The sequence below is a fragment of the Roseinatronobacter monicus genome (assembly GCF_006716865.1).
Lineage (GTDB): Bacteria > Pseudomonadota > Alphaproteobacteria > Rhodobacterales > Rhodobacteraceae > Roseinatronobacter > Roseinatronobacter monicus.
In genome coordinates this window covers 2,040,199-2,062,799 of the sequence record NZ_VFPT01000001.1, presented here as the reverse complement: position 1 = coordinate 2,062,799, position 22,601 = coordinate 2,040,199, and the positions used below count along the sequence as shown (strand labels likewise).

Below are 22,601 nucleotides of genomic sequence, written 5' to 3'. Positions count from 1 at the left end.
GGAGGGCGTCAGTCCCGACGCGGCCCGCAGCCCCCTCAATGGGGGCAAGGGCCGCCCCCCTTTTCAACCTTCGGGCGAGAGTTTCCAGCGTTCCTCATTGACCTCAATCGCGCGGATGCGGTCCTCGGTGTTGGGGTGGCTCAGCAACCATGCGGGGGCACCGCCGCCCATGCCGACCAGCTTTTCCAGTTTGCGAAACAGCGATTTTTGCGGCTCCAGCCCAATCCCCGCTTTAACCAGCAGCGCCGAGGCATAGGCGTCTGCCTCATACTCGTCATCGCGGCTGAGGCGCGCCATCAGCAATGTGGTCACGAAATTTGCGATAATGACCCCCAGCCCCGGAATGAAGCGGTTGAACACGGTCGCTAGCGCCATGCGGATCGCATTGGTGCCGGAAAAGTCGATCATACGCTTGCGGGTATGGCCCAAGGCGACATGGCCCAACTCATGCGCGATCACAGTCGCCATTTCTTCGGCGGACACCTCGCCTTGCCGGTACTTGTTATAAAAGCCACGCGTGATGAAAATGCGCCCGTCTGGTGCGGCCAGCCCGTTTACAGGCTCAATCTCGTAGATATGCACCACAACCCTATCCACGGCCAAAGCATCCGCCATCCGGTCGGTCAGCTTTTTCAGCCGCGCATCTGCAAGCGGCGATGATTTTTCGTTCAACTCCCGCTTGGTTCGCCATGCGGAGAACCAGTACATGATCAGACCATAGGCCAGCAGGATCAGAAAGGGGGTCAATTTCAGCATGTGTCAGATATGGGGCAGGGCAGGGCGCAGGGCAATAGGCGGATCACCCCAAAACAAGCGTAAGCGCCATCATCGCTGTAAATGACAGGGTAACGATCACCCCAACGGTTGAACTGTCGACCCCTTCGGTCGCCTCTGGCAGCAATTCGGAAAAGATCATCCACAGCATTGCGCCCGCAGCCAGCCCCAAACCGACCGGCAGCACCGGCGCGAAGGCCAGCACGAACAGGAACGCAGGCACCGCCAGCAGCGGTTGCGGGGCAGAGGACAGGATTGCCCACCACCCAGCCTTGGCCACGCTTGCCCCGCGCGGCACCATCACCAGCGCAATGGCCAGACCTTCGGGCACATTGTGCAGCGCAATCGCGATGGTGATGAAATCGCCCAATTCCCGCCCGCTGCCATAGGCAACACCGACGCCGACGCCTTCGGCAGCCGAATGCACAGTCATCACACCCATAATAAGCAGGATTTTCAGGGCATCGGCGCCATTGGTATTGGCAAAACTGACCCCTTCCTTGCCGTCAAAATAACGCTTGGCCAGCCAGATTCCGCCCAAGCCCAGCAACAGACCAAGAATGGTGCGCGGGGCAGAAAACTCGAACCCTTCCACCACCAGCGAAAATGTCGCCGCCAGCATCAGCCCGGCCGCCACCGCATTCCCATAAGCCAGCGCGCGCGGCGTGACTTCGCGCAGCGCCAGAAGCGGCACTGCACCCAGTCCCGTTGCAAGAGCGGTGATCGCGGCTGCGACGAAGACAAGTAGGACGGTCGGATCGGACATGTTGTACTTTTTTAGAATAATTCTAAAATATGATGGTGCCGGTGCAAGTCAAGCCCTGTTGCCATGGCGGCCCTCAGCCCCGACCGACAAAGGGCATATGTGTTGCCATGATCGTGGTGAACAAAACATTGGCCTCGGGCGGAAGTGCGGCCATATGCGCCACGGCGCGCGCCACATGTCCCACATCCATCACTGGCTCTGACCGGTAGGTGCCATCTGATTGCATCACACCCTGCGTCATCGCTTGGGTCATGTCGCTCGCGGCATTGCCGATATCAATCTGACCGACTGCAATCCCATACGCCCGCCCGTCCAGTGCCGCAGATTTCGTCAACCCTGTCATGGCGTGTTTTGTGGTCGTGTAGGGGGCTGAATGCGGGCGCGGCGCATGCGCCGAGATGGACCCGTTATTGATGATCCGCCCGCCGCGGGGGTCTTGAGCCTTCATCACCCGAAAGGCGGCCTGAAGGCAATAAAACGCGCCATTCAGGTTCACATCGACCGCCGCGCGCCATGTGTCGAGGTCGAGGTCTTCCAATGGAGCTGCCGGGGGGAATATACCCGCATTGTTGAACAACAGGTCCACCCGGCCCCATTTTGCGACCACGGCCTCAAACACCTGCGCCACGGCGGCTGGGTCGGTCACATCTGCCGCATGTACAAGCGTGTCGCCCTGTGCCGCCTGCGCTGTGCCCTCAAGCGCGGAGTGTCTGCGCCCTGTCAGTGCCACAGACCACCCCTGTGCGGCGAGTTCCACCGCCACGGCGCGCCCAATCCCGCTGCCTGCCCCTGTTACAATGGCGGTTCTTCGCATTCTGCACCTCTTTCAATATGTCGCGCGCCACTGTGCGGCCATTGCGACGCGAAGGGAAGTGTTGCCTATGCCCTTCGCGTGGTGTGAAACCATGGACACTGCCACGCTGCGCGATATGTGTGGAATTGTCACAGGCCCGTTATGATGTGCGGCAATGCAGCAAGCCCACTGGCAAGATTTCGCCGGAGCAGATATAGCTTGTTTTTCCTGATAAGTTACGAGGTTGACTTGAGTTCTTACGCTGATCCTGAAACACCCTCGCGCGGCGATCATGCCGCGTCGTCAGCGCGGTTTATCCGTGCGGAGCAGGGTTGGATAGTGACCGGAGCGCTGAATGTCCGCAACCTTCAAGAAGCGACCCCACAACTGCGCCAGATCGAGGATGCGGGCGATACGCAGCTTGATATGTCGCAGCTTGATGCGCTCGATACCGCTGGGGCCTATATGCTGCAAAAACTGCGCCTGAAGATCGAGGCGAGTGGCGCAGAATTCCAGTTCGTCAACCTCAAGCCCGACCACGAGGCCCTGATCGAGCGTGTCGCGCTTGCCATGCCGCGCCCGGACCCTGTGTCTACGTCGCGCCTGAGCGTGACAGATTTGCTGGAACGGATGGGGCGTGGCGTCGTTGGCGCTGGTATGTTTCTGGTCGAACTGATTGCCATGCTGGGGCTGTTTCTGGCGCGTCTGGCATATTTGCTGCGCCATCCGTCTGAGTTTCGCATGACCGCGCTGGTGCATCACTGCGATCAGGTGGGCTGGAAGGCCGTGCCTATTGTGGCGCTGATGGGGTTCCTGATCGGGGTTGTGTTGGCCTTTCAGGGCTCGGTACAGTTGCGCCAGTTCGGGGCCGAGATTTTTGTCGTCGATTTGATTGCCATATCGATCTTGCGCGAATTGGGCATCTTGCTGACCGCGATCATCGTGGCGGGGCGCACGGCGTCCAGTTTTACCGCCGCCATCGGTTCAATGAAGATGCGCGAAGAAATTGACGCCATGCGCACGCTGGCGATTGATCCGGCAACCGCACTTTTTGTGCCACGCATTCTGGCCTTGCTGATCACGCTGCCGATTTTGGGGGCGATTGCCAATGTCATGGGCCTGTTTGGCGGGGCCATGATGGCGTGGATCGAGTTGGGCATCTCGCCGGGCATGTTCATGACGCGGCTGCTGGAAGATACCAGCCTCGACCATGTGATTGTCGGTTTCGTAAAGGCACCTGTCTTTGCCATGATTATCGGCGTGATCGGCTGCCATGCAGGTATGCAGGTTGGCGGCAACGCCGAAAGCCTTGGTGCGCAGACATCTGCTGCGGTGGTGCGGGCGATTTTCATGGTGATCGTTGCAGATGCGCTATTCTCGGTCTTTTTTGCAATTATGGGGATCTGATGGCGTGCGAGGTGGTCATAAGTTTGCGGGGGCTGCGCAACCAGTTCGGGTCCACGGTGGTGCATGAGAATCTGGATCTTGATGTGTATCGTGGCGAGGTCGTGGGCGTTGTCGGCGGGTCTGGCACCGGCAAATCAGTGCTGCTGCGCTGTATCGCGGGACTGCGCCCGCCGCAGGGCGGGCGGATCGAGATTTTTGGCCAGGATGCGCTGAATTGCTCTGAAACCGAGCGCCGCGCAATCGACCAACGCATGGGCGTCATGTTTCAGGATGGTGCGCTGTTCTCTAGCCTGACCGTGCGCGAAAACGTCGAGGTTCCCATGCGGACCTTGTCGGGGCTGGATGCCGATATGCGGCGCGAACTGGCAGATTTGAAAATCTCGATGTCGGGGCTGCCCTACGCGGCGGGTGACAAATATCCGTCGGAATTGTCGGGTGGTATGCGCAAGCGGGCGGGGCTGGCGCGTGCCTTGGCACTGGACCCCGAAATTGTCTTTCTGGACGAACCGACCGCAGGGCTGGACCCGATCGGGGCCTCGGCCTTTGATGAATTGATCCGCGCGCTGTCGGAAACACTGGGCCTTACCGTGTTTCTGGTGACGCATGATCTGGATACATTGCACGCAACATGTGACCGGATTGCGGTGCTGGCGGAAAAACGGGTGCTGTATACGGGCACCATGGCTGATATGCTGACAATCGAACACCCTTGGGTGCATGAATATTTCCACGGACCGCGCGCACGCGCCGCCGTCGAGACACAGGAAAGGACAGGCTGAGGCATGGAGACTCGGGCCAATTATGTGCTGATCGGCGTCTTCGCTCTGTTGGGCTTTTTGGGGGTGCTGGGGTTTTTCCTGGCCTTTGGGAAATTCCAGCTAGACCGGCAATTCACCTATTATGAAGTGCGATTCGAGTCCGTTTCGGGCTTGTCGCGTGCCGCAGATGTGCAGTTTGCGGGCCTGCTTGTCGGGCAGGTTGTCGAAGTGCGCTTGGCCCCTGATGGGGATGGAACAGTGATGGTGCGGCTGGAAGTTGAGCGCAGCACACCTGTACGTGCTGATTCAGTGGCGACGGTTGACAGCTCTGGGATAACTGGCGTGTCCTTCGTCACGATCTCGCCCGGCAGTTCCGATGCGCCCCTGATCAACGAGCGCGCCGATGTGCCCGAATTGGAGGCAGGACGCTCGACCATCCAGTCTCTGACCGAAGGCGCGCCCCGCATCATGGCCGAGACGCTGGATGTGCTGGAGCAGGTAAACCGCCTGCTGGGCGAAGAAAACCAGAACAAGGTTTCCAATATCCTGACCAATGTCGAAACCTCTACCGGGGAATTGTCCCGCGCATTGGACAACTTTTCGGCGTTCACCGACACAATTGCCGAAGCAACATCAACATTTGCCGAATTTAGCGACAACCTAAGCCCGATCTTGCTACAAGCGGAGAAAACCGTCGAAAGCCTGCAATTCGCCATCGACGAATTTGCGCTTCTGGCAACGGAATCGCGCATCACATTCGAGACGGGAACCGCGACATTGGAAGCGGTCGGGGCCTTTGTTGACGATGATCTTGATGCGATGGTCACGGACCTGCGCGGCGCTGCCGATTTGGTCGGGCGCGAGATCGAAGCCTTTTCGCGCGAAGCGCAGACCATGTTCAGCGACATCAGCCGCACTGGCGTTGCCGCCACCCAGCGGATCGAAGCACTGGACCCCGCACTTGCCCGGCTGGAGCCGCTGCTTGCGCGCGCCGACTCCACCTTTGAAACGGTCGAGCGGATGGCAGATAATGTCGACACACTTGTCTCTGGCGATGGTGCTGCGCTTGTGGCCGAAGCGCGCGAGATGGTGGCTCTGGCCCGCGATGCGGCTGCATCTGTTGCGGACGTGGCAGAAAATGATCTGCCCATAATCATGGATGATGTGCGCGCCGCCACGGCGGATATTCGTCAGGTGGTCAATACCGTCGGCGACGATCTTGCGCAGGTATCGGGGCGGGTCGAGGAACTAAGCGCCAGTGGGCTGCGCACGCTCGATCAGGTGACCGAGACATTCGCCAATGCCAACACCACTCTGGGTGCCATCAACCGCGCGCTGGAAACCAGCGAGGGGGCCATTCAGGCAGCAGAGCGTGCCTTTATCGGCGCGGACAGGTTCATCAATGACGATGTCAGCCAGATCACCGATGATTTGCGCGATGTGCTGGGGCGTTTGGGGCGCGCGGTGGATGCGGTGTCCGAGGACATACCAGAGGTTACTGCCGATCTGCGCCGCACCGCCGACAGCGCCGCGCGCGCCTTTGATGATCTGGGGCGCATGGTGCGCGACAGTTCTGGCCCGGTACGTGATTTCACCACATCAGGCCTGCCCAACCTGACCCAGCTTGCACGCGAAACGCGCGGGCTTGTCACCAATCTTGACCGCCTGACCCGCCAGATCGAGCGTGATCCTGCGCGCTTCCTGCTTAACCGCCAGACGCCGGAGTTCAGAAGATGACCCTTACAAAACGCAATTTCCTGACCGGGGCAGGGGCCATGAGCCTGCTGTCAGGCTGTGGTGCCTTGTCCGCCATAGGCGATGCGACAACGCCGCTGGATGCGTATGAATTGCGCGCGCCGGTGCTTCCACAGGCCGGGCGTATGTTGCCGCGCGCGCTCAGCATCGAGACGCCGACTTCGTCCGGGGCGTTGGAAACCGACCGCATCCTGATCAAACCCAATGCGGTGCAATCGCTGTATCTGCCGGGCGCGCGCTGGTCTGATCAGGCCCCCGCAATGTTCCAGACTGTGATGCTGCGCGCCTTTGAAGATACGGGCGCGCTGTCCTATGTCGGGCGCCGGCCCTTGGGCGGCTCTGGTGATTTTGCCCTGATCTCCGAGATCACGGATTTTCAGGCCGAATTGTCCGAGGTTGGCGACTCGGCCATTGCGCGTATCCGGCTGACGGCGCGCATGGTGCGCGAATCTGATGCACGTGTGATGGCGCGGCGCAGTTTTCAGGCGCTGACACCATCCGCCTCAACCGAGACGCTGGATATCGTGCAAGGGTTCAATGTCGCATCGGACGAAGTGCTGAATGATCTGGTTCGCTGGGGTCTGGATGTGATCGGGTTGCGCCTGCCTGTGGCCTGATTTGCGCCGTTGGGCGGTCGATATTTTATTGAACTGATTGGATGATCTGGCGTGTTGCGCTCGCTCTATGATTGGACACTCTCGCTAGCACGCCACCCGAACGCCTTGTGGGCGCTTGCGGTGGTTTCGTTCATAGAAAGCTCTGTGTTTCCGATACCCCCTGACGTGCTGATGGTCGCCATGATCGTGGCGCGTCCGTCGCAGGCTTTTGTCATTGCTGGCGTGGCGACCGTTGCTTCGGTTGCGGGAGGACTGGCAGGGTATTGGATCGGCTATGGCGCGTTCGAGACACTGGGCCGCCCTGTGCTGGAATTCTACGGCAAGGACGCCTATTTCGCCGAATTTCAGGCGCGCTATAATGAATGGGGGGCTTGGGCGGTGCTGATCGCGGGTGTGACGCCTTTCCCCTACAAGGTCATCACGATCCTGTCCGGGGCAACGGCGTTGTCCTTGCCGGTGTTCCTGCTGGCCTCCATCGTGGCGCGGGGTTTGCGGTTTTTCATTGTCGCGGCGTTGCTGCGGAAATTCGGCGCACCCATTCGTGATTTCATCGAGCGGCGACTGGGGCTTGTGTTTAGCGTGTTTATGGGGTTGCTACTGGGCGGATTTGTTCTGGTGAGGTACTTGTGATGCGCAGGCATGCACAGAGTTTGGCACTGCTTGGCTCGGCAGGGTTGTTGCTGGGGGCTTTGGCATTCCAGTATATTGGCGGCATGGCACCTTGTTCGCTCTGCATCTGGCAGCGCTGGCCGCATGTCGTGGCGCTTTTCGGGGCTGGCGCGCTGGTGGTACCGGGTGTTATTTTCCCTGTAATCGGCGCGGGCGGTGCGGCGGTATCCGGCGGGATTGGCGTGTATCACACCGGGGTCGAGCGCGGATGGTGGTCCGGTCCTGCCTCTTGCAGTGCAGGGGGTGATCTGTCGGGGTTGAGTGCCGAGGAATTGCTGGCCCAGATCATGGCCGCCCCTGTCGTGCGCTGCGACGAGGTGCCGTGGGAGATGCTGGGCCTGTCCATGGCCAGTTGGAACGCGGTCGCGTCATTTGGCATAGCGGGGCTGTGGCTTGTCAGTCTGCGCCTGCGCGCCTAATGCAGACGCATGTCGCGTTTGTTGGACTTTCCCACCTCGAACTCGCCGACGACATGACGCCATTCGCCCGCGCTGAGTTGTTTGCGGTGGGTAAAGCGCACCGAATGCAGCGGCCCTTCGATGCTGTCTTGCCAGAATTCGATGAATTCAAACAAGCGCGGATAATCGGGCGCAAGATCGTAATCTTGCCAGACAAATGTGTTGAGCACATGAATGTGGTCGGGCATGCGGTAGATCATTTCCGCAGTGGTCAGCCCATAACCCTTGAGCATAAGTTCGACTGGATGCGTTTCCATCTGTATCCTCTTCTTCTGGTCGCTGTGTAAATCATGCCAGAGAGAAGATAATTTTCAATTAAAACATGTTGTTGGCACCAAGGGCAGGTGGCTGCCAAATGATTGTCCGCACGGCCATTGCACCCCATATCATGGTTCTGATAAAGTGTGCCCAACCATATCTAGAGTGGTGTGAAAAGATGTGAGGGCCATGTGAGCGACAGTCCAGAAACCCCTGAAAACATGGATGAAATTCCACCAGCAGGTCCTTCGGGGCCAACAATCTCTATCACTCAGGAAATGCGCGCCTCGTATCTCGATTACGCCATGAGCGTGATCGTCAGCAGGGCGATCCCGGATTTGCGCGACGGATTAAAACCTGTGCACCGGCGTATTCTTTATGCGCTGCATGAGGCAGGTAACACCCATGACAAGCCTTACCGCAAATCTGCGCGCGGGGTTGGCGATGTGATGGGCAAGTATCACCCACATGGCGACTCGGCGATTTATGACGCGCTGGTGCGTATGGCGCAGCCGTTTTCGATGTCGCTCAAGCTGCTGGACGGACAGGGCAATTTCGGCTCAATGGACGGCGATAATGCCGCCGCGATGCGCTATACCGAAGTGCGCATGGACAAGGCTGCTGCGGCACTTTTGACCGATATCGACAAGGACACAGTCGACTATCAGGATAATTATGACGGGCGCGACAAGGAACCCACTGTCCTTCCCGCCCGCTTTCCCAACATGCTGGTCAATGGTGCAGGCGGTATTGCCGTGGGCATGGCAACCAATATCCCGCCCCATAACCTTGGCGAAGTGGCTGACGCGACCCTGGCGCTGATCGAAAACCCCGATCTGACGTCAGAGGAATTGATGGCCTATGTGCCCGCGCCCGATTTCCCTACTGGCGGGCTGATCCTTGGCCGCTCGGGCGCGCGCAAGGCGTATCTGGAGGGGCGCGGGTCGGTCATCATCCGGGCAAAAACCCATTTTGAAGAAGTGCGCAAAGATCGCTTTGCCATCGTCATTGATGAAATCCCTTATCAGGTCAACAAATCGACCATGGTCGAGCGGATCGCCGAGGCTGTGCGCGACAAGCGGATCGAAGGGATTTCCGGCGTTGCCGACGAATCCGACCGTACCGGCGTGCGCGTCGTGGTCGAGTTGAAACGTGACGCAACCCCCGAAGTGGTGCTGAACCAGTTGTTCCGTTTCACGCCCATGCAGACCAGTTTCGGCTGCAACATGCTGGCGCTGAATGGCGGGCGGCCAGAGCAACTGGCCTTGCGCGACTTCCTGACAGCCTTTGTCAATTTCCGCGAAGAAGTTGTCACTCGGCGCACAGCGTTCGAGTTGAACAAGGCGCGCGAACGCAGTCATGTGCTGTGCGGTCTGGCCGTGGCGGTCACGAATGTGGATGAGGTCGTGGCCACAATACGCGGATCAGCCGACCCGGCAGGGGCGCGCGAAAAGCTGATGACCCGGCGCTGGCCCGCAATGGATATCGCGCCCTATATCCGCCTGATCGACGACCCCAGCCACACGATGAATGACGATGGCACATATAACCTGTCCGAAGTACAGGCCCGCGCCATTCTGGAATTGCGCCTGCAACGTTTGACCGCGATGGGCGTCAAAGAAGTCACGGACGAGCTGGAAGCGTTGGCCGCGAAGATCAAGGATTACCTTGAAATTCTGCGCTCGCGTGTGCGGATCATGGAGATCATATCGAACGAGTTGCGCGAAGTGCGCGAGCAGTTTGCCGTACCGCGCCGCACAGAGATCGTCGACTGGGCCGGCGACATGGATGACGAAGACCTGATCGAGCGCGAAGACATGGTCGTCACCATCACATCGGGCGGCTACATCAAACGCACACCTCTGGCCGATTTCCGCGCGCAGCGTCGCGGCGGCAAGGGGCTGTCGGGCATGAGCACCAAGGATGACGATGTGGTCACCCAGTTGTTCGTCGCCAACACGCACACGCAGCTGTTGTTCTTCACCACTGATGGCATGGTCTACAAACTCAAGACTTGGCGTCTGCCGCTTGCGGGGCGCAATGCGCGCGGCAAGGCGATGGTCAACATCCTGCCCATTGCTTCTGGTGTCAGCATCGCTGCCATCATGCCGGTCGAGCGGCCAGAGGAAGAATGGGAAAACCTGCAAATCGTCTTTGCCACCTCGGCGGGCGATGTGCGGCGCAATGCGCTGTCGGATTTCGTCAATGTGATGCGCAACGGCAAGATTGCGATGAAGCTGCCCGAAGGGGTGTTGCTGGTCAATGCGCGCATCTGTGATGAAGATGATGATGTGATGCTGGTCACCGCTTCTGGCCGTGCAATCCGCTTCCGCACGACAGATGTGCGCGTCTTCAAGGGCCGCGATTCCACAGGCGTGCGCGGGGTGCGGCTGGGCGATGGGGACAGCGTTGTGTCCATGGCCGTGATCCGCCATTTTGAGGCAACACCAGAAGAACGCGCCACCTATCTTAAGATGCGCCGCGCTATGGCTGGCCTGACCGAAGATGACGGCGAAGACGAAGAAGACGCCAGCGAGGGCGCGCTCTCGCCGGAACGCTATGCCGAAATGTCGGCCTGTGAGGATCTGATCCTGACAATCACCGAGGCAGGCACAGGCAAACTGTCCTCCAGTCATAACTACCCCGTGCGTGGGCGTGGCGGCATGGGCGTGGCGGCGATGGACCGCGCGATGCGCGGCGGCGCGCTGGTGGCCTGTTTCCCGGTCGAGATGTCCGATCAGATCATGCTCGCCACCTCCAAAGGGCAGTCGATCCGCGTGCCGGTCGAGGGGATCTCTTTCCGGTCGCGCTCTGCGGGCGGGGTCAAGGTGTTCAACACGTCAAATGGCGAACATGTGGTTTCGGTGGCACGGATCGCCGAGACAGGCGATGAAGACCCTTCCAGCGAAGAAGAGTCGGGGTCTGACGGCGCGGACACATGACTGAGCAAATCTCAGCGCGGCTTGTGGCCGCGCTGAACCATCTTGCGCAGACCCGTCACTGTATCACTTATGGGGCACTGGCCGCTCAGATCGGGCTTGATGGACCGGGGCGCATACGGCGTCTGACCGACCTGCTTGAAGCGCTGATGGAAGAAGATGCGGCACGTGGCCGCCCCTTGCGGGCCGCGCTGGTCACCGGCAAGGCGTCCGGCGGAGTGCCGGCACCGGGGTTCTTTCTCAAAGCCAGCGCCTTGGGCCTGTGCCCGTACCCGTTGCCGCCCGAGCGTGCAAAGGCATTTCATGATGCACAGCTAGAGGCGCTTTTTGCTGCATCGTGATGATTGGGCGTAAAGGTTTTGTCAGGGTTTTCGTGCCAATATCATCGCTCTCAACTTCGAGGGTATGATGACAACTTATCACTGTATGATTGATCTTAAACCCAACGCCAATGCGCTCGCATTTGCCCATGCGGTGAACCATTGGTTCACGGGGCTAAAGGATGCAGGCAAGATTTCGGGTTGGCACCTGCAACGCCGCAAGCTGCATCTGGCGGGGCCGGGCTTCGGGGATTTCCTGCTGAGCATTGATCTGCTGGATCTGGCACAACTCGATCTGGCCTTTGTACATCTGGGCGGGCAGGATGACAGTGCCGCCCGCGCCTATGACCAGATGCACGGCATGATTGACCGGTTTGAAGTGGGCCTTTACCGCAGTTTCCCTGATCCGGTTCAGGCGGAATGCCTTGCATTGATCTGACGGGCCGCCCCGTTCAGCCCGTCGCGCGGTCCAGCGCGTCTTCCAGCACGAACACCCGAATCGCAGAAGCCAGACCAATATCGCCGCGCGCCGCGTCAATTTCGGCAGCAAGCTGGTTGAGGGGTTGGCCGCGTGCCTCGGCAATGCGCCGAAATTCGCGCCAGAACACATCTTCTAATGACACAGAGGTCCGATGCCCGCGCAATGTCAGCGAATGTTTGACAGGACGGGCGCTCATGTCTCGTGCCGATGCGCATCCAGATGCGCGCGCAGTTTTTCAGCCTCCTGCGCCTCGCGCAAACGCTCTGCTTTGCTCCGGCCATGAAGGGCTGCATTCGCATCCGCTGCGCGCTGCTTTTGCGTGCGCGCCATTTGCTTGCGGGTTGTCCTGAGATTAACTATCTTGCTCATGTGCAAACTGTATAACGGTTTGTCAACGCGGACAATTGCTAGCTGCGCCAACGCTCTGTTTCCGGACCAAGGGGTCCTGCAAGCATGCCGGTGGCACAGCACATCTTCATTTTCTTGCTAAAAATACTCAAGCCAACATGTCCACAGGCACATCCCTGTCCCATAGGCGACCCGCCTGCCAGATGCATATGGGCGTGCAAAGCGCGCCCATAATGTGGCCAGCGGACGGGGGCAGGCCATGCCTGCTCCCGCCCGCAGGGCGCCCTTTTATTTCACAAAAATCTCGCGCGGTGTTGTACAGAGAGGTTCTGGGCCTTGTTCGGTAACCAGCACAGGTTCGGTAATCTCCAACCCGCCATCTTCCAGCCACAGGGCGGGCATGAAATGAATGACCATGCCGGGCTTTAATTCGGTCATATCGCCGCGCCGCAAGGACAAGGTGCGCTCGCCCCAGTCGGGCGGATAGCTCAGCCCGATCGAGTAGCCACAGCGATTGTCTTTCTCGAAACCGCGTTTGTTCAATGTGGCGTTGAAGGAATTGGCGACATCCTCGGCCCGCGCGCCGGGGTAGCATTGCGCAAGCCCAGCTTCGGTCGCCTCCAGAACCGCCTCTTCCGCGTGGCGATAGAGGTCCGGGACAGCACCGAAAAACAAGGTGCGTGACTGGGGGCAGTGGTAGCGCCGGTGCACGCCTGCAATCTCGAAAAACGTCGCCTCGCCCGCGCGCATGGGCCGGTCATCCCATGTCAGATGTGCAGCAGTCGCATCCAGCCCCGAGGGGGCCATCGGCACAATCGCCGGGTAGTCACCCCATTGCCCGTCCGCCCCTTCAATCCCGGCCTTGGCAATCTCGGCGACCAAAATATTCTTGGCCATGCCTGGTTCTGCCACTTCCAGAATGACGCGGTGCATCCGCTCCACGATCCGGGCGGCGCGGCGCATATACAGCAGCTCGGATTCAGACTTGATCAAGCGCTGCCAGTTGACCATCCCAGTTGCATCCTCGAAGCGGGCTTCGTGCAGGTGGTTGACCAGCGTCTGATGTGCTGCGGCGGAGTAATAGTAATTGTCCATCTCCACGCCGATCCAGCCGGTATTCCAGCCGCGGTCGATGATCAGCGCGGCCAGCGCCTCCATCGTGTGTTTTTGCGGGTTTTGCACATAACTGTCATCATAGGCCACAATGCTTTCCGAGCGGCGCATGAAGACTGTGCGCTTCGCACCTGCTTCATCAATGCCGCGCCCCCACCAGACAGGCTCGCCCTCCATTGGCAACAAAACGGCCTGATGCACATAGAACGACCAGCCATCATAGCCAGAAATCCAGTTCATATTGGACGGGTCGGTGATGACCAGCAGGTCAATGCCGCGCTTTTCCATCTCTGCGCGGGTGCGCGTGATGCGTCCTTCATATTCGGCATCGGTAAAGTTCGGGTTGGTGGTGGTCATGGCGCAATGTTCCGCAGCAAAGGACGGTTGAAAAAGGCCCCGCTGTCAAAGCGGGGCCGCTGCATTACAGGGTGCCTGTGACCGCGTCGAGCGCGTCGCGCGTCACTTCCACCACCTTGTCGGCTTCGGCAGGCGTCATGCACAGGGGCGGCGCAAAGCCGATGATCTCGCCCTGCGGCATGGCACGCGCGATCACGCCGCGCTTGACCATTTCGCCCACCACTTGCGCGGTCACCTTCTCCGAGGCGTCGAAATCCACGCGTGCGCCGGGGTCGCGCTGCAATTCCACTGCCGCCAGCATCCCGTCGCCGCGCGCATCGCCCACGAAGCGATGATCTTTCAGCGCTGCCGCCATGGCGTTGCGGAAATAGGCACCCGTTTCGCGCGCATTCTGAACCAGCCCCAATTCATCAATCAGCTTCAGGTTTGCTACCCCCGCTGCCGCACCAATGGGATGGGCCGAATAGGTCCAGCCATGGCCGAAGGGGCCGAATTTGTCGGTGCCATCTTCCAGCACCTTGTACAACTCGTCGCTGACAATCGAGCCGGATAGTGGCGCATAGGCAGAGGTCAGACCCTTGGCGATGGTGATGATATCAGGTGTGATCCCGTAATGTGTAGACCCCATCATCGTGCCCATCCGGCCAAAGCCGGTGACGACCTCATCCGTAATCAACAGGATGTCATGCTTTCTCAGTACAGGCTGGATTGCGTCCCAATAGCCTGCGGGCGGGGGGACAATACCACCAGTGCCCAGCAGGGGTTCGGCAATGAAGGCACCAATCGTATCGGCGCCTTCGCGCTCGATCAGCTCTTCCAGTTTTGCGGCGCAATGCGCGCTAAACGCTTCTTCCGACATATCGGGGTCGGCGCGGCGGAAATAATAGGGCGCTTCGGTATGCACCACTTCCGACATGGGCAGGCCGAATTTGTTGTGGAACGGCACCAGCCCTGTCATCGAGCCGGTGATCAGGCCAGAGCCGTGATAGCCACGCCAGCGCGAGATGATCTTGCGCTTCTCGGGACGGCCCAGCACATTCTGGATATACCACACCAGCTTGACATTGGTTTCGTTCGCATCCGAACCGCCCAAGCCGAAATAGACCTTGTTCATATGTGCGGGCGCGCGCTCGGCCACCATATGCGCCAGCGTGATCGAAGCTTCGGTGCCGTGACCGACATAGGAATGGTAATAGGCAAGCTCATGCGCCTGTTTGGAAATCGCTTCGGCAATCTCGGTGCGGCCATAGCCGACATTCACGCAATACAGACCCGCAAAAGCATCCAGCAATTTGGTGCCGTCGCGGTCCTCGATATAGCAGCCTTTCGCGGTGGTCACGATGCGCGTGGGGCTTTCGCCGCGCCCATGCTGTCCAAAATGTGTGGAAGGGTGCAGGAAATTCTCGCGGTCCCAGTGATTTAGCTGGTCATTTGTCAACATGACACATCCTTTCTGGCCGCCTTTGGCAGGCACCATTCTATAAATGTCGGTGGTGCGGAGACACGATTCGTGCCTTCGTCTTATCCGCACCCTGCCGGAGGGGTGGGGGGATTGTCAAACACAGCTTCTGCTGCACCACAGCATAATGTGCAGGGTGTCAGGATCGGCCCGATTTCTGGTTCAGACGGTAGCTGCCTTCGGGCAGGTCAAGCGCTGCCGCAAGTTCGCGCAACTGCGACAGCGACAGGGTGATGACGACATCATCCTCGCGTCTGGGGTCGAATTGGCGAAGTGTGACACAATCCTCAAAGGCGGTGATAATTACATCATCGCGCAAGGCTTCGGGACGCGGTGCGCCCTCATCCACAAGGGTGATGATGGTGGCGTCAAAATCATGCTCGATTGTAAACATGAGATCAGCCTAATGCAGCGCTGCGGGCAAGAAAAGAGCAAACCTGAAATCACACGGGCCGGTAGGGGGAGTGCCCCTGCCGGCCCGCTTTCAGATCCCTACCTTTGTCCTGCGAATTGCGCTTCCCATTCGGCGCGCTGCTCATCTGTAATCTTGGCAAACAAGACCTCTGGCACCTCGAACGCATGGCCTGCGGGCAGGGTGTTCAGCGCGGTTGCCACATCATCCGGCCAAGACCAGTCCTCGCAATTCATCGCGGCCATCGTGCGCGCGGCGGCATCTGGGATGAAGGGCTGCGAGATCACCGCATAAAAGCGGATCAGGTTCAGCGCCAGCCGGATTTGCGCCGCTGCCCCCTCTGGGTCGGTCTTGAACCTTGTCCAAGGGGCGGCTTCTTGCAGATATTCGTTGCCCAAGGCCCAGAGCGCGCGCAATTCCTGTGCCGAGCGGCGTACCGCCATTCCGTCCATGACCGATTGGTAGTTTTCCAGACCCTTTGCAAGATCAGCCACAAGCTGCGCCTCACGCGGGCCGAAACTGCCGCCCTCTGGCACCACCTCGCCGAATTTCGAGCGGCAGAATTTCGTCACGCGGCTGACCAGATTGCCCAGCACATCAGCCAGATCCTTGTTCACCGAGGTCTGAAAATTCTCCCACGTAAATTCGCTGTCGTTGTTTTCGGGTGCATGTGACAGCAGCCACCAGCGCCAGTAATCGGCGGGCAGGATCGACAGCGCCTGATCCATGAACACACCGCGCCCCAGCGAGGTGCTGAACTGGCCACCATCATAATTCAGGTAGTTGAAGGATTTGATGTAATCGACCATTTTCCACGGCTCGGTCTTGTCGAAATTCGCGCCCATCAGCGTGGCAGGGAAGCTGAGTGTGTGGAACGGGACATTATCCTTGCCCATGAACTGCACATAGCGCACATCCTGCGCGCCCATATCCTCGCGCCACCAGCGCTGCCATGCTCTGTCATCAAGGCCATGCGCATCGGCCCATTCGGCCGTAGCGGCGATATATTCGATGGGCGCGTCGAACCAGACATAGAACACTTTGCCATCCATGCCTTGCCACGGTGCGCCGTCAAATTGCACGGGCACGCCCCAATCCAGATCACGCGTGATGCCACGGTCTTGCAAACCGTCGCCATCATGCAGCCATTTCTTGGCAATCGAGGTGGTCAGAACAGGCCAGCCGCGCTGGCTGTCGATCCATATGTCCAGCGTGTCGCGCAAGGTAGATTGGCGCAAGAACAGGTGCTTGGTTTCGCGCACTTCCAGATCGGTCGACCCCGAAATAGCCGAGCGCGGATTGATCAGGTCGGTCGGGTCCAGTTGCTTGGTGCAATTCTCGCACTGATCGCCGCGTGCGCGCTCATACCCGCAATTCGGGCAGGTGCCCTCGATGTAGCGGTCGGGCAGAAAGCGGCCATCAGTATGTGAATAGACCTGCTTTTCCGACACAACCTCGATCAGTCCGGCGGCGGCCAGACGGGCGGCCATATGCTGGGTCAAGATGTGGTTGCGCCTGCTGGACGAGCGGCCAAAATGGTCGAAGGACAGTTTGAACCCGCGCGCCAGTTCCGCCTGCACTTCGTGCATTTCGGTGCAATAGGCGGCGACAGGCTTGCCTGCTTTGGCCGCAGCCAGTTCCGCAGGCGTGCCATGCTCGTCTGTGGCGCAGATGAACATCACCTCATGCCCGCGCGCGCGGCAGTAGCGGGCATAGAGGTCGGCAGGCAATTGACTGCCCACCAGATTGCCCAGATGCTTGATTCCATTGATATACGGCAGGGCCGAAGTGATCAGGATGCGCGCCATGTGTTTCCCCGGATTTGCGGATTTGCCCCCGTTTAGTGTAATTTCACGCCCATGGGAAACCCGTTTTCACCGTCGCCCTGTCGCTTTGACGTTTGGAGGGGGCTGTTGCGGGGGGTCGAGACAGTGCGCCAGCCGTGCAAATGACTGTGTAATGCCGCCTTTCGCGGCTTCACCCACAAAGGCATCCAGGCGAGGCCAGACCTGAATCGCGCGGTCCACCAGCGGGTCGGTGCCCTTTTCATACAGGCCCGCCTGAATCATCATCTCGGCGCGGTCATAGGTGCCCAACAGGCGGCGCGCCTCGCTGATACGGGCGTTCTCTTCGGGCCGCGCGCAATGTGGCAGCGACCGGCTGACCGAGCGCAGCACATCCACTGCTGGAAAGCGCCCCCGCTCGGCGATTTCGCGGTCCATCACCACATGCCCGTCCAGCACCCCGCGCAGGATGTCGGCCACGGGTTCCTCCATGTCGGACCCCGCAACCAGAACCGTGAAAATCGCGGTGATCGCACCCACACCGTCACATCCCGGCCCCGCGCGTTCGGCCAGTGCCGTGATCTGATGCACGACCGAAGGGGGGTACCCGCGCAAACTCGGCTCCTCTCCACCGGCCAGCGCCACTTCACGATGCGCCTCGGCCATGCGGGTGATACTGTCGGTCAGCAGCAAGACCTGCTTGCCCTGATCGCGGAAATGCTCGGCCACGCACATGGCGGCGGGCGCGCAGCGGCGGCGGGTCAGCGGCGGCTGGTCCGAAGTGGCAGTGACGACCACAGCGCGCGCCAGTCCAGCCGCACCCAACACATCCTCCAGAAATTCGCGCAATTCGCGCCCCCGCTCCCCCACCAGCGCGATGACGACAACATCGGCCTGCATGTGGCGCGCGAAATTGCCCAACAGCATGGTCTTGCCCACACCAGAGCCCGCAAACAACCCTATGCGCTGCCCTTCGACCACAGGCAGCATTGTGTCAAACACGCACATGCCGGTGTCCAACCGCGCGCCCAGCCGCCCCCGCCGGGCAGGGTCGGGCGCCGCGCCGTGCAGCGCACGCATCTGCGGGCCGCGCAACAGCGGGCGCCCATCCAGTGGCTGCCCATAGGGGGCGATGACGCGACCGACCCAACTGTCATCAGGGGCGATGCCGCGCGCAACCCGATGCTCGGCCCGGTCGCCAATGGCCAGCCCGTCGCGTGGCCCGTTGGGCAGGGCAAGCGCCTCATCCTGTGTCAGGCGCAAGATTTCTGCGCCGATTCTTGTGCCGTCACGCGTCTCAACTTCCAGCCAATCGCCGATCCGTGCCGCATCATTCAGCCCGCGCACGGCCATCAATTGCCCGTCAATTCGGCTGATCCGCCCAAACAGCCGCACGGGTCGCAAATCTGCAACCTGTGCGCGCAGATCGTCAAATACGTTCATCGTGGCGTTCCCCTGAAGCACTCAATTTTCGCGTGGTTACCTATCCTTAAGCGAATCAGCCTTAAAGACTGGTGTATAGTTTGACGGGAGAAGCCCTCATGTTTGATATACCAGAGGTAATGCGCATGGCGCAGGGCATGGCGCGCCATGCCGCTGCCAGACAAGTGGTGATTGCCGAGAATATCGCGCAGGCCGACACACCGGGCTATCGCGCCCGCGATCTGCCGGAATTTGGCAAGGTCCATGCACAGGCCCGCCCCATGTCGGCAACACGACCGGGGCATCTGGGGGCCGGGGCGCAGCACCAAACCTTAAGCGCTGTGATTGACCGCACTGCACCTGCGCGCGCGCCAAATGGCAACACTGTCTCATTGGAACGCGAGATGGTGCGCACCGCCCAGAACCGACAAAGCCATGACATGGCGCTTGCAGTTTACAGTTCGGCGCGCGGCATTCTGCGCACCGCACTTGGCCGCTGAAAGGGGCGCGGACTATGTCAGACCTGTTCAGCAGCTTCTCGATCGCGGCCTCCGGGATGGAAGCACAGGCCCGCCGCCTGCGCCATGTCTCGGAAAATATCTCGAATGCCGATACCCCCGGCTACCGGCGCAAAACTGTCGATTTCCGCGCCGAGATTGACCGTGCCAGCGGCACCACGCAGGTCAGCGTCGGGCCAGTGCAACTCGACCCGCGCGCCCTGCCGCGCATCTATGATCCCGGCCATGCTTTGGCGGATGAAACCGGATTTTATGACGGATCTACGGTCGATTTGATGATCGAGATTGCCGACGCGCGCGAAGCCAGTCGCAGCTATGATGCCAATTTGCGGGTTTTTGACCAGACCAGACAAATGGCGCAGGGCCTGCTGGACCTGTTGCGCCGTTGAATGACACCAAAGGATTGAAACCATGACACTTTTTTCTGCCATCGCGGCCAAGACATATGACCATGCACGCATGGCCGCCGCCCCCGCGCCATCTGTCCCACCCACGCGCAGCGAAGCGGGATTTGGCGCAGCACTGGGCCAGTTTGCCAGCACCCTTCATACGGCCGAGGCAACAGCCACTCAGTCTATGATGTTGCGCGCAGACCCCCATGCACTGGTCGAGGCGCTGGCCGCGACTGAACTGGCGGTCGAAACGGCGGTGACCGTGCGCGACAAGGTGGTCGATGCCTATCTCGAAATCCTGCGGATGCCGGTGTAGGCCATGGACGAATCCGTCATTTTCGACACGCTGCGACAGGGGCTTTGGGTTGCGACCCTGATCTCGATGCCGATCCTGACTGCCGCATTGATGGCAGGGGTCGTGGTGGGCCTGTTTCAGGCGCTTACCTCGATACAGGAAATGACCCTGACTTTCGTGCCCAAACTGGCGGCGATTGTTGCGGTCTATTGGATGTCGATGAGTTTCATGACCGCCACGCTTGTCGACTTTTTCCAAGCCGACATCGTGCCCCTGATGGCGGGGTCCTGAGCATGGATAACGCAGGATATGTCACCCTGACACGCATGTCGGGCTTGCGCCGCGAGATGCAGGTCATCGCCAACAACATCGCCAATTCCACAACCGCCGGATACCGGCGCGAGGGGATGGTGTTTTCGGAATTTGTCGTCAGAGCAGAGCGGCATGAACCTTCGCTCTCGATGGCCTTGGGCAATACCCGCCACACCTATCTGCTGCAAGGTGCGCTGTCACAAACGAATGGCACCTTTGACATGGCTATTGAGGGGGAGGGGTATTTTCAACTGGAAACCCCGCAAGGCCCGCGCCTGACGCGCGCGGGCACCTTTACCCCCAATGCAGCGCTAAGGGATGCACACATCTTTGGCTGTGCGCTCCGGTTTTCGGCACTTGACCGTTTTTGTTGCGCATGATTCGATCGCTCTACCTAAAGTGGGAGGGCGTCTGTGGTGACTTCGGAAGGCTGGAGGCTGGGTGATTTCGGAGACGAACGCCTGGCAAAAAGGGGGGTCTGCTGCTCGCAGCAATGGTGGCGCGCACGAGCACCTGTCTTCGGCGTCTGGCGGGTGGCCGCCGCAGTGGGATTGTCGGATTTTCGCGCTTTCTGGCCAATCCGCGCGTGACGGCTGAGGCGGTGATTGAAGGCTGGGGAGCGGAGCTTTCGCAAGCCTGCGCGGGGCGGCATATTCTTGCGATTCAGGACAGCAGCGACTTCAATTTCTCGACAACCAAAGAGCGCAGTCGCGGACTGGGTGCAATCGGCAAGGGGTCTGGGCGCGGTGTTTTGCTCCACGCGATGCTGGGTGTGGATGCCGAGACGGGTGGCATTCTGGGTTTGGCCGCGGGCCGGATATGGACACGCGATGGCCGCGTAAGTGTTCCCCACCGGGCCCGCCCCCTGTCCGAGAAGGAATCGCATCGGTGGCTGAGCACGGCAGAGGCTGCCAAGACAGTTCTGGCCCAGGCGCATATGGTGACTGAAATCGGCGATCGCGAGAGCGATATCTATGAGAAATGGGCACGATTGCCGGAGCCGGGCTTTCACATCCTGACCCGTGCCATGACGGATCGCTCAATCCTGGAAGGTGGCGGCAAGCTGTCCTCTGCCCCGCTGAAATTGGCAGGTACGGCACAAGTGGCGATGCGCGCACGCCCAGGGCGCCCGGCGCGCACCGCCAGACTTGAGGCCCGATTTGGCCCCGTTACGATCAAGCGTCCTGCCAATCTGGCCAGACAGCCGGGGCTGGCCGAGACGGTGGAGGTCAGCCTGATCGAAGTCAGCGAGGTGAATGCGCCACCGGGCGCCGAGCCCATCTCATGGCGGCTTTTGACCACTCACAAGGTCGAGGATGCGGACATGGCCTGGCGCGCGGTAAGCTGGTACCGGCAACGCTGGCATATCGAACAATTCTTCCGCACCCTGAAGCAACAGGGGTTGCAACTGGAGGACAGCCAACTGGAAAATGCCGAGCGGTTGATCAAGCTGACCGCGATTGCCGCCCGCGCGGCCTGCACCATCATGCAACTCGTTCAGGCGCGCGATGGCAAGTCCGGGCAAGACGCCAAAATCGCCTTCTCATCCTCCGAAATCCAGACCCTTCATGCTCTCCTGCCCGAACTCGAAGGCAAGACCGCGCTCCAGAAAAACCCTCACCCGCCGGAAACACTTGCCTGGGCCGCGTGGATCATCGCCAAGCTCGGCGGATGGGACGGCTACCCAAAATCCAAACCGCCAGGTCCAATTACATTCCGACATGGCCTACAATACTTCAAATCCGTCTCACACGGATGGAAACTCAGAAATGTGTGAATCGCCTAGCAATGCAGCGGGGGAATTGGTGAATATGGATGGCCATCGACTGCTGGATGCAGGGGGCGCTGCAATCTTCGTGCCGCCCGATGCGCGCAGCGTCGAGATATCCCGCGATGGCACCCTGTCGGCACAGGGCCAGCCCTTTGGGCAGGTGGGATTAGTCCGCCCCGTCGATCCGGTCACGATGAGCCGCGCCGCCGGTACGCTTTTCGCGGTCGATGGGGCAATCGAACCAGTCGAGGCCCCCAACATGCTGCAAGGGTTTGTCGAGGAATCGAATGTCGACCCGATGCTGGAATTGACCCGCATGATCGAAGTGCAGCGCGCGTATGAAGGCGGCCAGCGCCTGCTCGACAGCGAGGATGAGCGCATCAAATCCGTCATCCAGACCCTTGGACGCTGAGCATAAAGGAA

26 protein-coding genes and 1 pseudogene are annotated in these 22,601 nt (G+C 60.1%); 16 read left to right on the top strand and 11 right to left on the bottom strand.

Going from position 1 to position 22,601, the window contains the following annotated elements:
* Positions 1 to 63 precede the first annotated feature (63 nt).
* The 3 genes from BD293_RS09795 to BD293_RS09785 all read right to left on the bottom strand — a co-directional run bounded on the left by BD293_RS09795 (position 64) and on the right by BD293_RS09785 (position 2,354).
* Positions 64 to 756, bottom strand: coding sequence for a M48 family metallopeptidase (locus BD293_RS09795; RefSeq protein WP_142081263.1), 693 nt, complete (start codon positions 754 to 756; stop codon positions 64 to 66).
* A gap of 43 nt (positions 757 to 799) precedes the next feature.
* A complete protein-coding gene (locus BD293_RS09790; protein ID WP_142081261.1) occupies positions 800 to 1,540 on the bottom strand; it encodes a ZIP family metal transporter in 741 nt (246 codons plus the stop codon).
* A 73-nt stretch (positions 1,541 to 1,613) separates the two neighbouring features.
* The gene (locus BD293_RS09785) at positions 1,614 to 2,354 is read right to left on the bottom strand and encodes an SDR family oxidoreductase (protein ID WP_142081259.1); all 741 of its coding nucleotides are present in this window, start codon (positions 2,352 to 2,354) and stop codon (positions 1,614 to 1,616) included.
* Between the two features lie 294 nt (positions 2,355 to 2,648).
* Between BD293_RS09785 and BD293_RS09780 the strand changes: the two genes are divergently transcribed.
* Genes BD293_RS09780 through BD293_RS09755 form a run of 6 tightly spaced genes read left to right on the top strand, consistent with a single transcriptional unit; the run spans position 2,649 to position 7,958 of the window.
* Positions 2,649 to 3,740, top strand: coding sequence for an ABC transporter permease (locus BD293_RS09780; protein WP_425467945.1), 1,092 nt, complete (start codon positions 2,649 to 2,651; stop codon positions 3,738 to 3,740).
* Positions 3,740 to 4,519: an ABC transporter ATP-binding protein gene (locus tag BD293_RS09775; protein WP_142081257.1), complete on the top strand. Its 780-nt coding sequence runs from the start codon at positions 3,740 to 3,742 to the stop codon at positions 4,517 to 4,519. The genes BD293_RS09780 and BD293_RS09775 overlap by 1 nt, the downstream gene beginning before the upstream one ends.
* Positions 4,520 to 4,522: 3 nt before the next feature.
* Complete coding sequence (locus BD293_RS09770; protein WP_142081255.1) at positions 4,523 to 6,235, top strand: MlaD family protein; 1,713 nt, start codon at positions 4,523 to 4,525, stop codon at positions 6,233 to 6,235.
* A complete protein-coding gene (locus BD293_RS09765) occupies positions 6,232 to 6,870 on the top strand; it encodes an ABC-type transport auxiliary lipoprotein family protein (protein ID WP_142081253.1) in 639 nt (212 codons plus the stop codon). Before BD293_RS09770 ends, BD293_RS09765 begins: the two co-directional genes overlap by 4 nt.
* Positions 6,871 to 6,921: 51 nt before the next feature.
* Positions 6,922 to 7,500, top strand: coding sequence for a YqaA family protein (locus BD293_RS09760; RefSeq protein ID WP_142081251.1), 579 nt, complete (start codon positions 6,922 to 6,924; stop codon positions 7,498 to 7,500).
* Positions 7,500 to 7,958, top strand: a complete 459-nt coding sequence (locus BD293_RS09755; protein WP_142081249.1) for a disulfide bond formation protein B — start codon at positions 7,500 to 7,502, stop codon at positions 7,956 to 7,958. The genes BD293_RS09760 and BD293_RS09755 overlap by 1 nt, the downstream gene beginning before the upstream one ends.
* Here BD293_RS09755 and BD293_RS09750 read toward each other — a convergent pair.
* On the bottom strand, positions 7,955 to 8,254 hold the full coding sequence (locus BD293_RS09750) for an usg protein (RefSeq protein WP_142081247.1): 300 nt from the start codon (positions 8,252 to 8,254) through the stop codon (positions 7,955 to 7,957). The genes BD293_RS09755 and BD293_RS09750 overlap by 4 nt on opposite strands.
* 192 nt (positions 8,255 to 8,446) lie before the next feature.
* On the opposite strand from BD293_RS09750, the gene gyrA reads away from it, so the two are divergent.
* The 3 genes from gyrA (at position 8,447) to BD293_RS09735 (ending at position 11,953) form a co-directional block, all read left to right on the top strand.
* Positions 8,447 to 11,197 carry a DNA gyrase subunit A gene (gyrA, locus tag BD293_RS09745; protein WP_211841010.1) on the top strand — a complete coding sequence of 917 codons (2,751 nt, stop codon included), beginning with the start codon at positions 8,447 to 8,449 and terminating at the stop codon, positions 11,195 to 11,197.
* Positions 11,194 to 11,535, top strand: a complete 342-nt coding sequence (locus BD293_RS09740) for a hypothetical protein (protein ID WP_142081244.1) — start codon at positions 11,194 to 11,196, stop codon at positions 11,533 to 11,535. Before gyrA ends, BD293_RS09740 begins: the two co-directional genes overlap by 4 nt.
* Positions 11,536 to 11,602: 67 nt before the next feature.
* Complete coding sequence (locus BD293_RS09735) at positions 11,603 to 11,953, top strand: DUF6614 family protein (protein WP_142081242.1); 351 nt, start codon at positions 11,603 to 11,605, stop codon at positions 11,951 to 11,953.
* Positions 11,954 to 11,966: 13 nt separating this feature from the next.
* On the opposite strand, the gene BD293_RS09730 is transcribed toward BD293_RS09735, so the two are convergent.
* From BD293_RS09730 to BD293_RS09700, 7 genes are all read right to left on the bottom strand, one after another.
* Positions 11,967 to 12,191, bottom strand: coding sequence for a ribbon-helix-helix domain-containing protein (locus BD293_RS09730; RefSeq protein ID WP_142081240.1), 225 nt, complete (start codon positions 12,189 to 12,191; stop codon positions 11,967 to 11,969).
* Complete coding sequence (locus tag BD293_RS09725) at positions 12,188 to 12,364, bottom strand: DUF4169 family protein (RefSeq protein ID WP_142081238.1); 177 nt, start codon at positions 12,362 to 12,364, stop codon at positions 12,188 to 12,190. The genes BD293_RS09730 and BD293_RS09725 overlap by 4 nt, the downstream gene beginning before the upstream one ends.
* Positions 12,365 to 12,631: 267 nt before the next feature.
* Positions 12,632 to 13,813: a M24 family metallopeptidase gene (locus tag BD293_RS09720; protein WP_142081236.1), complete on the bottom strand. Its 1,182-nt coding sequence runs from the start codon at positions 13,811 to 13,813 to the stop codon at positions 12,632 to 12,634.
* Positions 13,814 to 13,877: 64 nt separating this feature from the next.
* Positions 13,878 to 15,254 carry an aminotransferase class III-fold pyridoxal phosphate-dependent enzyme gene (locus tag BD293_RS09715; RefSeq protein ID WP_142081235.1) on the bottom strand — a complete coding sequence of 459 codons (1,377 nt, stop codon included), beginning with the start codon at positions 15,252 to 15,254 and terminating at the stop codon, positions 13,878 to 13,880.
* Between the two features lie 157 nt (positions 15,255 to 15,411).
* Positions 15,412 to 15,666, bottom strand: coding sequence for a hypothetical protein (locus BD293_RS09710; protein WP_142081232.1), 255 nt, complete (start codon positions 15,664 to 15,666; stop codon positions 15,412 to 15,414).
* A gap of 98 nt (positions 15,667 to 15,764) precedes the next feature.
* Positions 15,765 to 17,492 (bottom strand): methionine--tRNA ligase, encoded by a 1,728-nt coding sequence (gene metG / locus BD293_RS09705; RefSeq protein WP_142081230.1) that lies wholly within the window; start codon positions 17,490 to 17,492, stop codon positions 15,765 to 15,767.
* 66 nt (positions 17,493 to 17,558) lie between these two features.
* Positions 17,559 to 18,911, bottom strand: a complete 1,353-nt coding sequence (locus BD293_RS09700) for a FliI/YscN family ATPase (RefSeq protein WP_142081228.1) — start codon at positions 18,909 to 18,911, stop codon at positions 17,559 to 17,561.
* Positions 18,912 to 19,009: 98 nt separating this feature from the next.
* Between BD293_RS09700 and BD293_RS09695 the strand changes: the two genes are divergently transcribed.
* The 7 genes and pseudogenes from BD293_RS09695 (at position 19,010) to BD293_RS09665 (ending at position 22,590) form a co-directional block, all read left to right on the top strand.
* Complete coding sequence (locus tag BD293_RS09695) at positions 19,010 to 19,390, top strand: FlgB family protein (protein ID WP_142081226.1); 381 nt, start codon at positions 19,010 to 19,012, stop codon at positions 19,388 to 19,390.
* 14 nt (positions 19,391 to 19,404) lie between these two features.
* Complete coding sequence (gene flgC / locus BD293_RS09690) at positions 19,405 to 19,797, top strand: flagellar basal body rod protein FlgC (RefSeq protein WP_142081224.1); 393 nt, start codon at positions 19,405 to 19,407, stop codon at positions 19,795 to 19,797.
* 22 nt (positions 19,798 to 19,819) lie between these two features.
* A complete protein-coding gene (gene fliE / locus BD293_RS09685) occupies positions 19,820 to 20,116 on the top strand; it encodes a flagellar hook-basal body complex protein FliE (protein WP_142081222.1) in 297 nt (98 codons plus the stop codon).
* Between the two features lie 3 nt (positions 20,117 to 20,119).
* Positions 20,120 to 20,386: a flagellar biosynthetic protein FliQ gene (locus BD293_RS09680; protein ID WP_142081220.1), complete on the top strand. Its 267-nt coding sequence runs from the start codon at positions 20,120 to 20,122 to the stop codon at positions 20,384 to 20,386.
* A gap of 2 nt (positions 20,387 to 20,388) precedes the next feature.
* Positions 20,389 to 20,715: pseudogene (locus tag BD293_RS09675) on the top strand (flagellar hook-basal body complex protein); the annotation flags it as partial.
* 185 nt (positions 20,716 to 20,900) lie between these two features.
* Complete coding sequence (locus tag BD293_RS09670) at positions 20,901 to 22,184, top strand: IS4 family transposase (protein WP_142079747.1); 1,284 nt, start codon at positions 20,901 to 20,903, stop codon at positions 22,182 to 22,184.
* A 34-nt stretch (positions 22,185 to 22,218) separates the two neighbouring features.
* A complete protein-coding gene (locus BD293_RS09665) occupies positions 22,219 to 22,590 on the top strand; it encodes a flagellar basal body rod C-terminal domain-containing protein (protein WP_246086262.1) in 372 nt (123 codons plus the stop codon).
* Positions 22,591 to 22,601: the final 11 nt, after the last annotated feature.

Excerpts from the sequence above, each read along its gene's own strand:
- BD293_RS09795 (WP_142081263.1), bottom strand. The coding sequence starts at position 756 with ATGCTGAAATTGACCCCCTTTCTGATCCTGCTGGCCTATGGTCTGATC.
- BD293_RS09790 (WP_142081261.1), bottom strand. The coding sequence starts at position 1,540 with ATGTCCGATCCGACCGTCCTACTTGTCTTCGTCGCAGCCGCGATCACC.
- BD293_RS09785 (WP_142081259.1), bottom strand. The coding sequence starts at position 2,354 with ATGCGAAGAACCGCCATTGTAACAGGGGCAGGCAGCGGGATTGGGCGC.
- BD293_RS09775 (WP_142081257.1), top strand. The coding sequence starts at position 3,740 with ATGGCGTGCGAGGTGGTCATAAGTTTGCGGGGGCTGCGCAACCAGTTC.
- BD293_RS09770 (WP_142081255.1), top strand. The coding sequence starts at position 4,523 with ATGGAGACTCGGGCCAATTATGTGCTGATCGGCGTCTTCGCTCTGTTG.
- BD293_RS09765 (WP_142081253.1), top strand. The coding sequence starts at position 6,232 with ATGACCCTTACAAAACGCAATTTCCTGACCGGGGCAGGGGCCATGAGC.
- BD293_RS09755 (WP_142081249.1), top strand. The coding sequence starts at position 7,500 with ATGCGCAGGCATGCACAGAGTTTGGCACTGCTTGGCTCGGCAGGGTTG.
- BD293_RS09750 (WP_142081247.1), bottom strand. The coding sequence starts at position 8,254 with ATGGAAACGCATCCAGTCGAACTTATGCTCAAGGGTTATGGGCTGACC.
- BD293_RS09740 (WP_142081244.1), top strand. The coding sequence starts at position 11,194 with ATGACTGAGCAAATCTCAGCGCGGCTTGTGGCCGCGCTGAACCATCTT.
- BD293_RS09735 (WP_142081242.1), top strand. The coding sequence starts at position 11,603 with ATGACAACTTATCACTGTATGATTGATCTTAAACCCAACGCCAATGCG.
- BD293_RS09730 (WP_142081240.1), bottom strand. The coding sequence starts at position 12,191 with ATGAGCGCCCGTCCTGTCAAACATTCGCTGACATTGCGCGGGCATCGG.
- BD293_RS09725 (WP_142081238.1), bottom strand. The coding sequence starts at position 12,364 with ATGAGCAAGATAGTTAATCTCAGGACAACCCGCAAGCAAATGGCGCGC.
- BD293_RS09720 (WP_142081236.1), bottom strand. The coding sequence starts at position 13,813 with ATGACCACCACCAACCCGAACTTTACCGATGCCGAATATGAAGGACGC.
- BD293_RS09715 (WP_142081235.1), bottom strand. The coding sequence starts at position 15,254 with ATGTTGACAAATGACCAGCTAAATCACTGGGACCGCGAGAATTTCCTG.
- BD293_RS09710 (WP_142081232.1), bottom strand. The coding sequence starts at position 15,666 with ATGTTTACAATCGAGCATGATTTTGACGCCACCATCATCACCCTTGTG.
- metG (WP_142081230.1), bottom strand. The coding sequence starts at position 17,492 with ATGGCGCGCATCCTGATCACTTCGGCCCTGCCGTATATCAATGGAATC.
- BD293_RS09700 (WP_142081228.1), bottom strand. The coding sequence starts at position 18,911 with ATGAACGTATTTGACGATCTGCGCGCACAGGTTGCAGATTTGCGACCC.
- BD293_RS09695 (WP_142081226.1), top strand. The coding sequence starts at position 19,010 with ATGTTTGATATACCAGAGGTAATGCGCATGGCGCAGGGCATGGCGCGC.
- flgC (WP_142081224.1), top strand. The coding sequence starts at position 19,405 with ATGTCAGACCTGTTCAGCAGCTTCTCGATCGCGGCCTCCGGGATGGAA.
- fliE (WP_142081222.1), top strand. The coding sequence starts at position 19,820 with ATGACACTTTTTTCTGCCATCGCGGCCAAGACATATGACCATGCACGC.
- BD293_RS09680 (WP_142081220.1), top strand. The coding sequence starts at position 20,120 with ATGGACGAATCCGTCATTTTCGACACGCTGCGACAGGGGCTTTGGGTT.
- BD293_RS09670 (WP_142079747.1), top strand. The coding sequence starts at position 20,901 with ATGGTGGCGCGCACGAGCACCTGTCTTCGGCGTCTGGCGGGTGGCCGC.
- BD293_RS09665 (WP_246086262.1), top strand. The coding sequence starts at position 22,219 with ATGGATGGCCATCGACTGCTGGATGCAGGGGGCGCTGCAATCTTCGTG.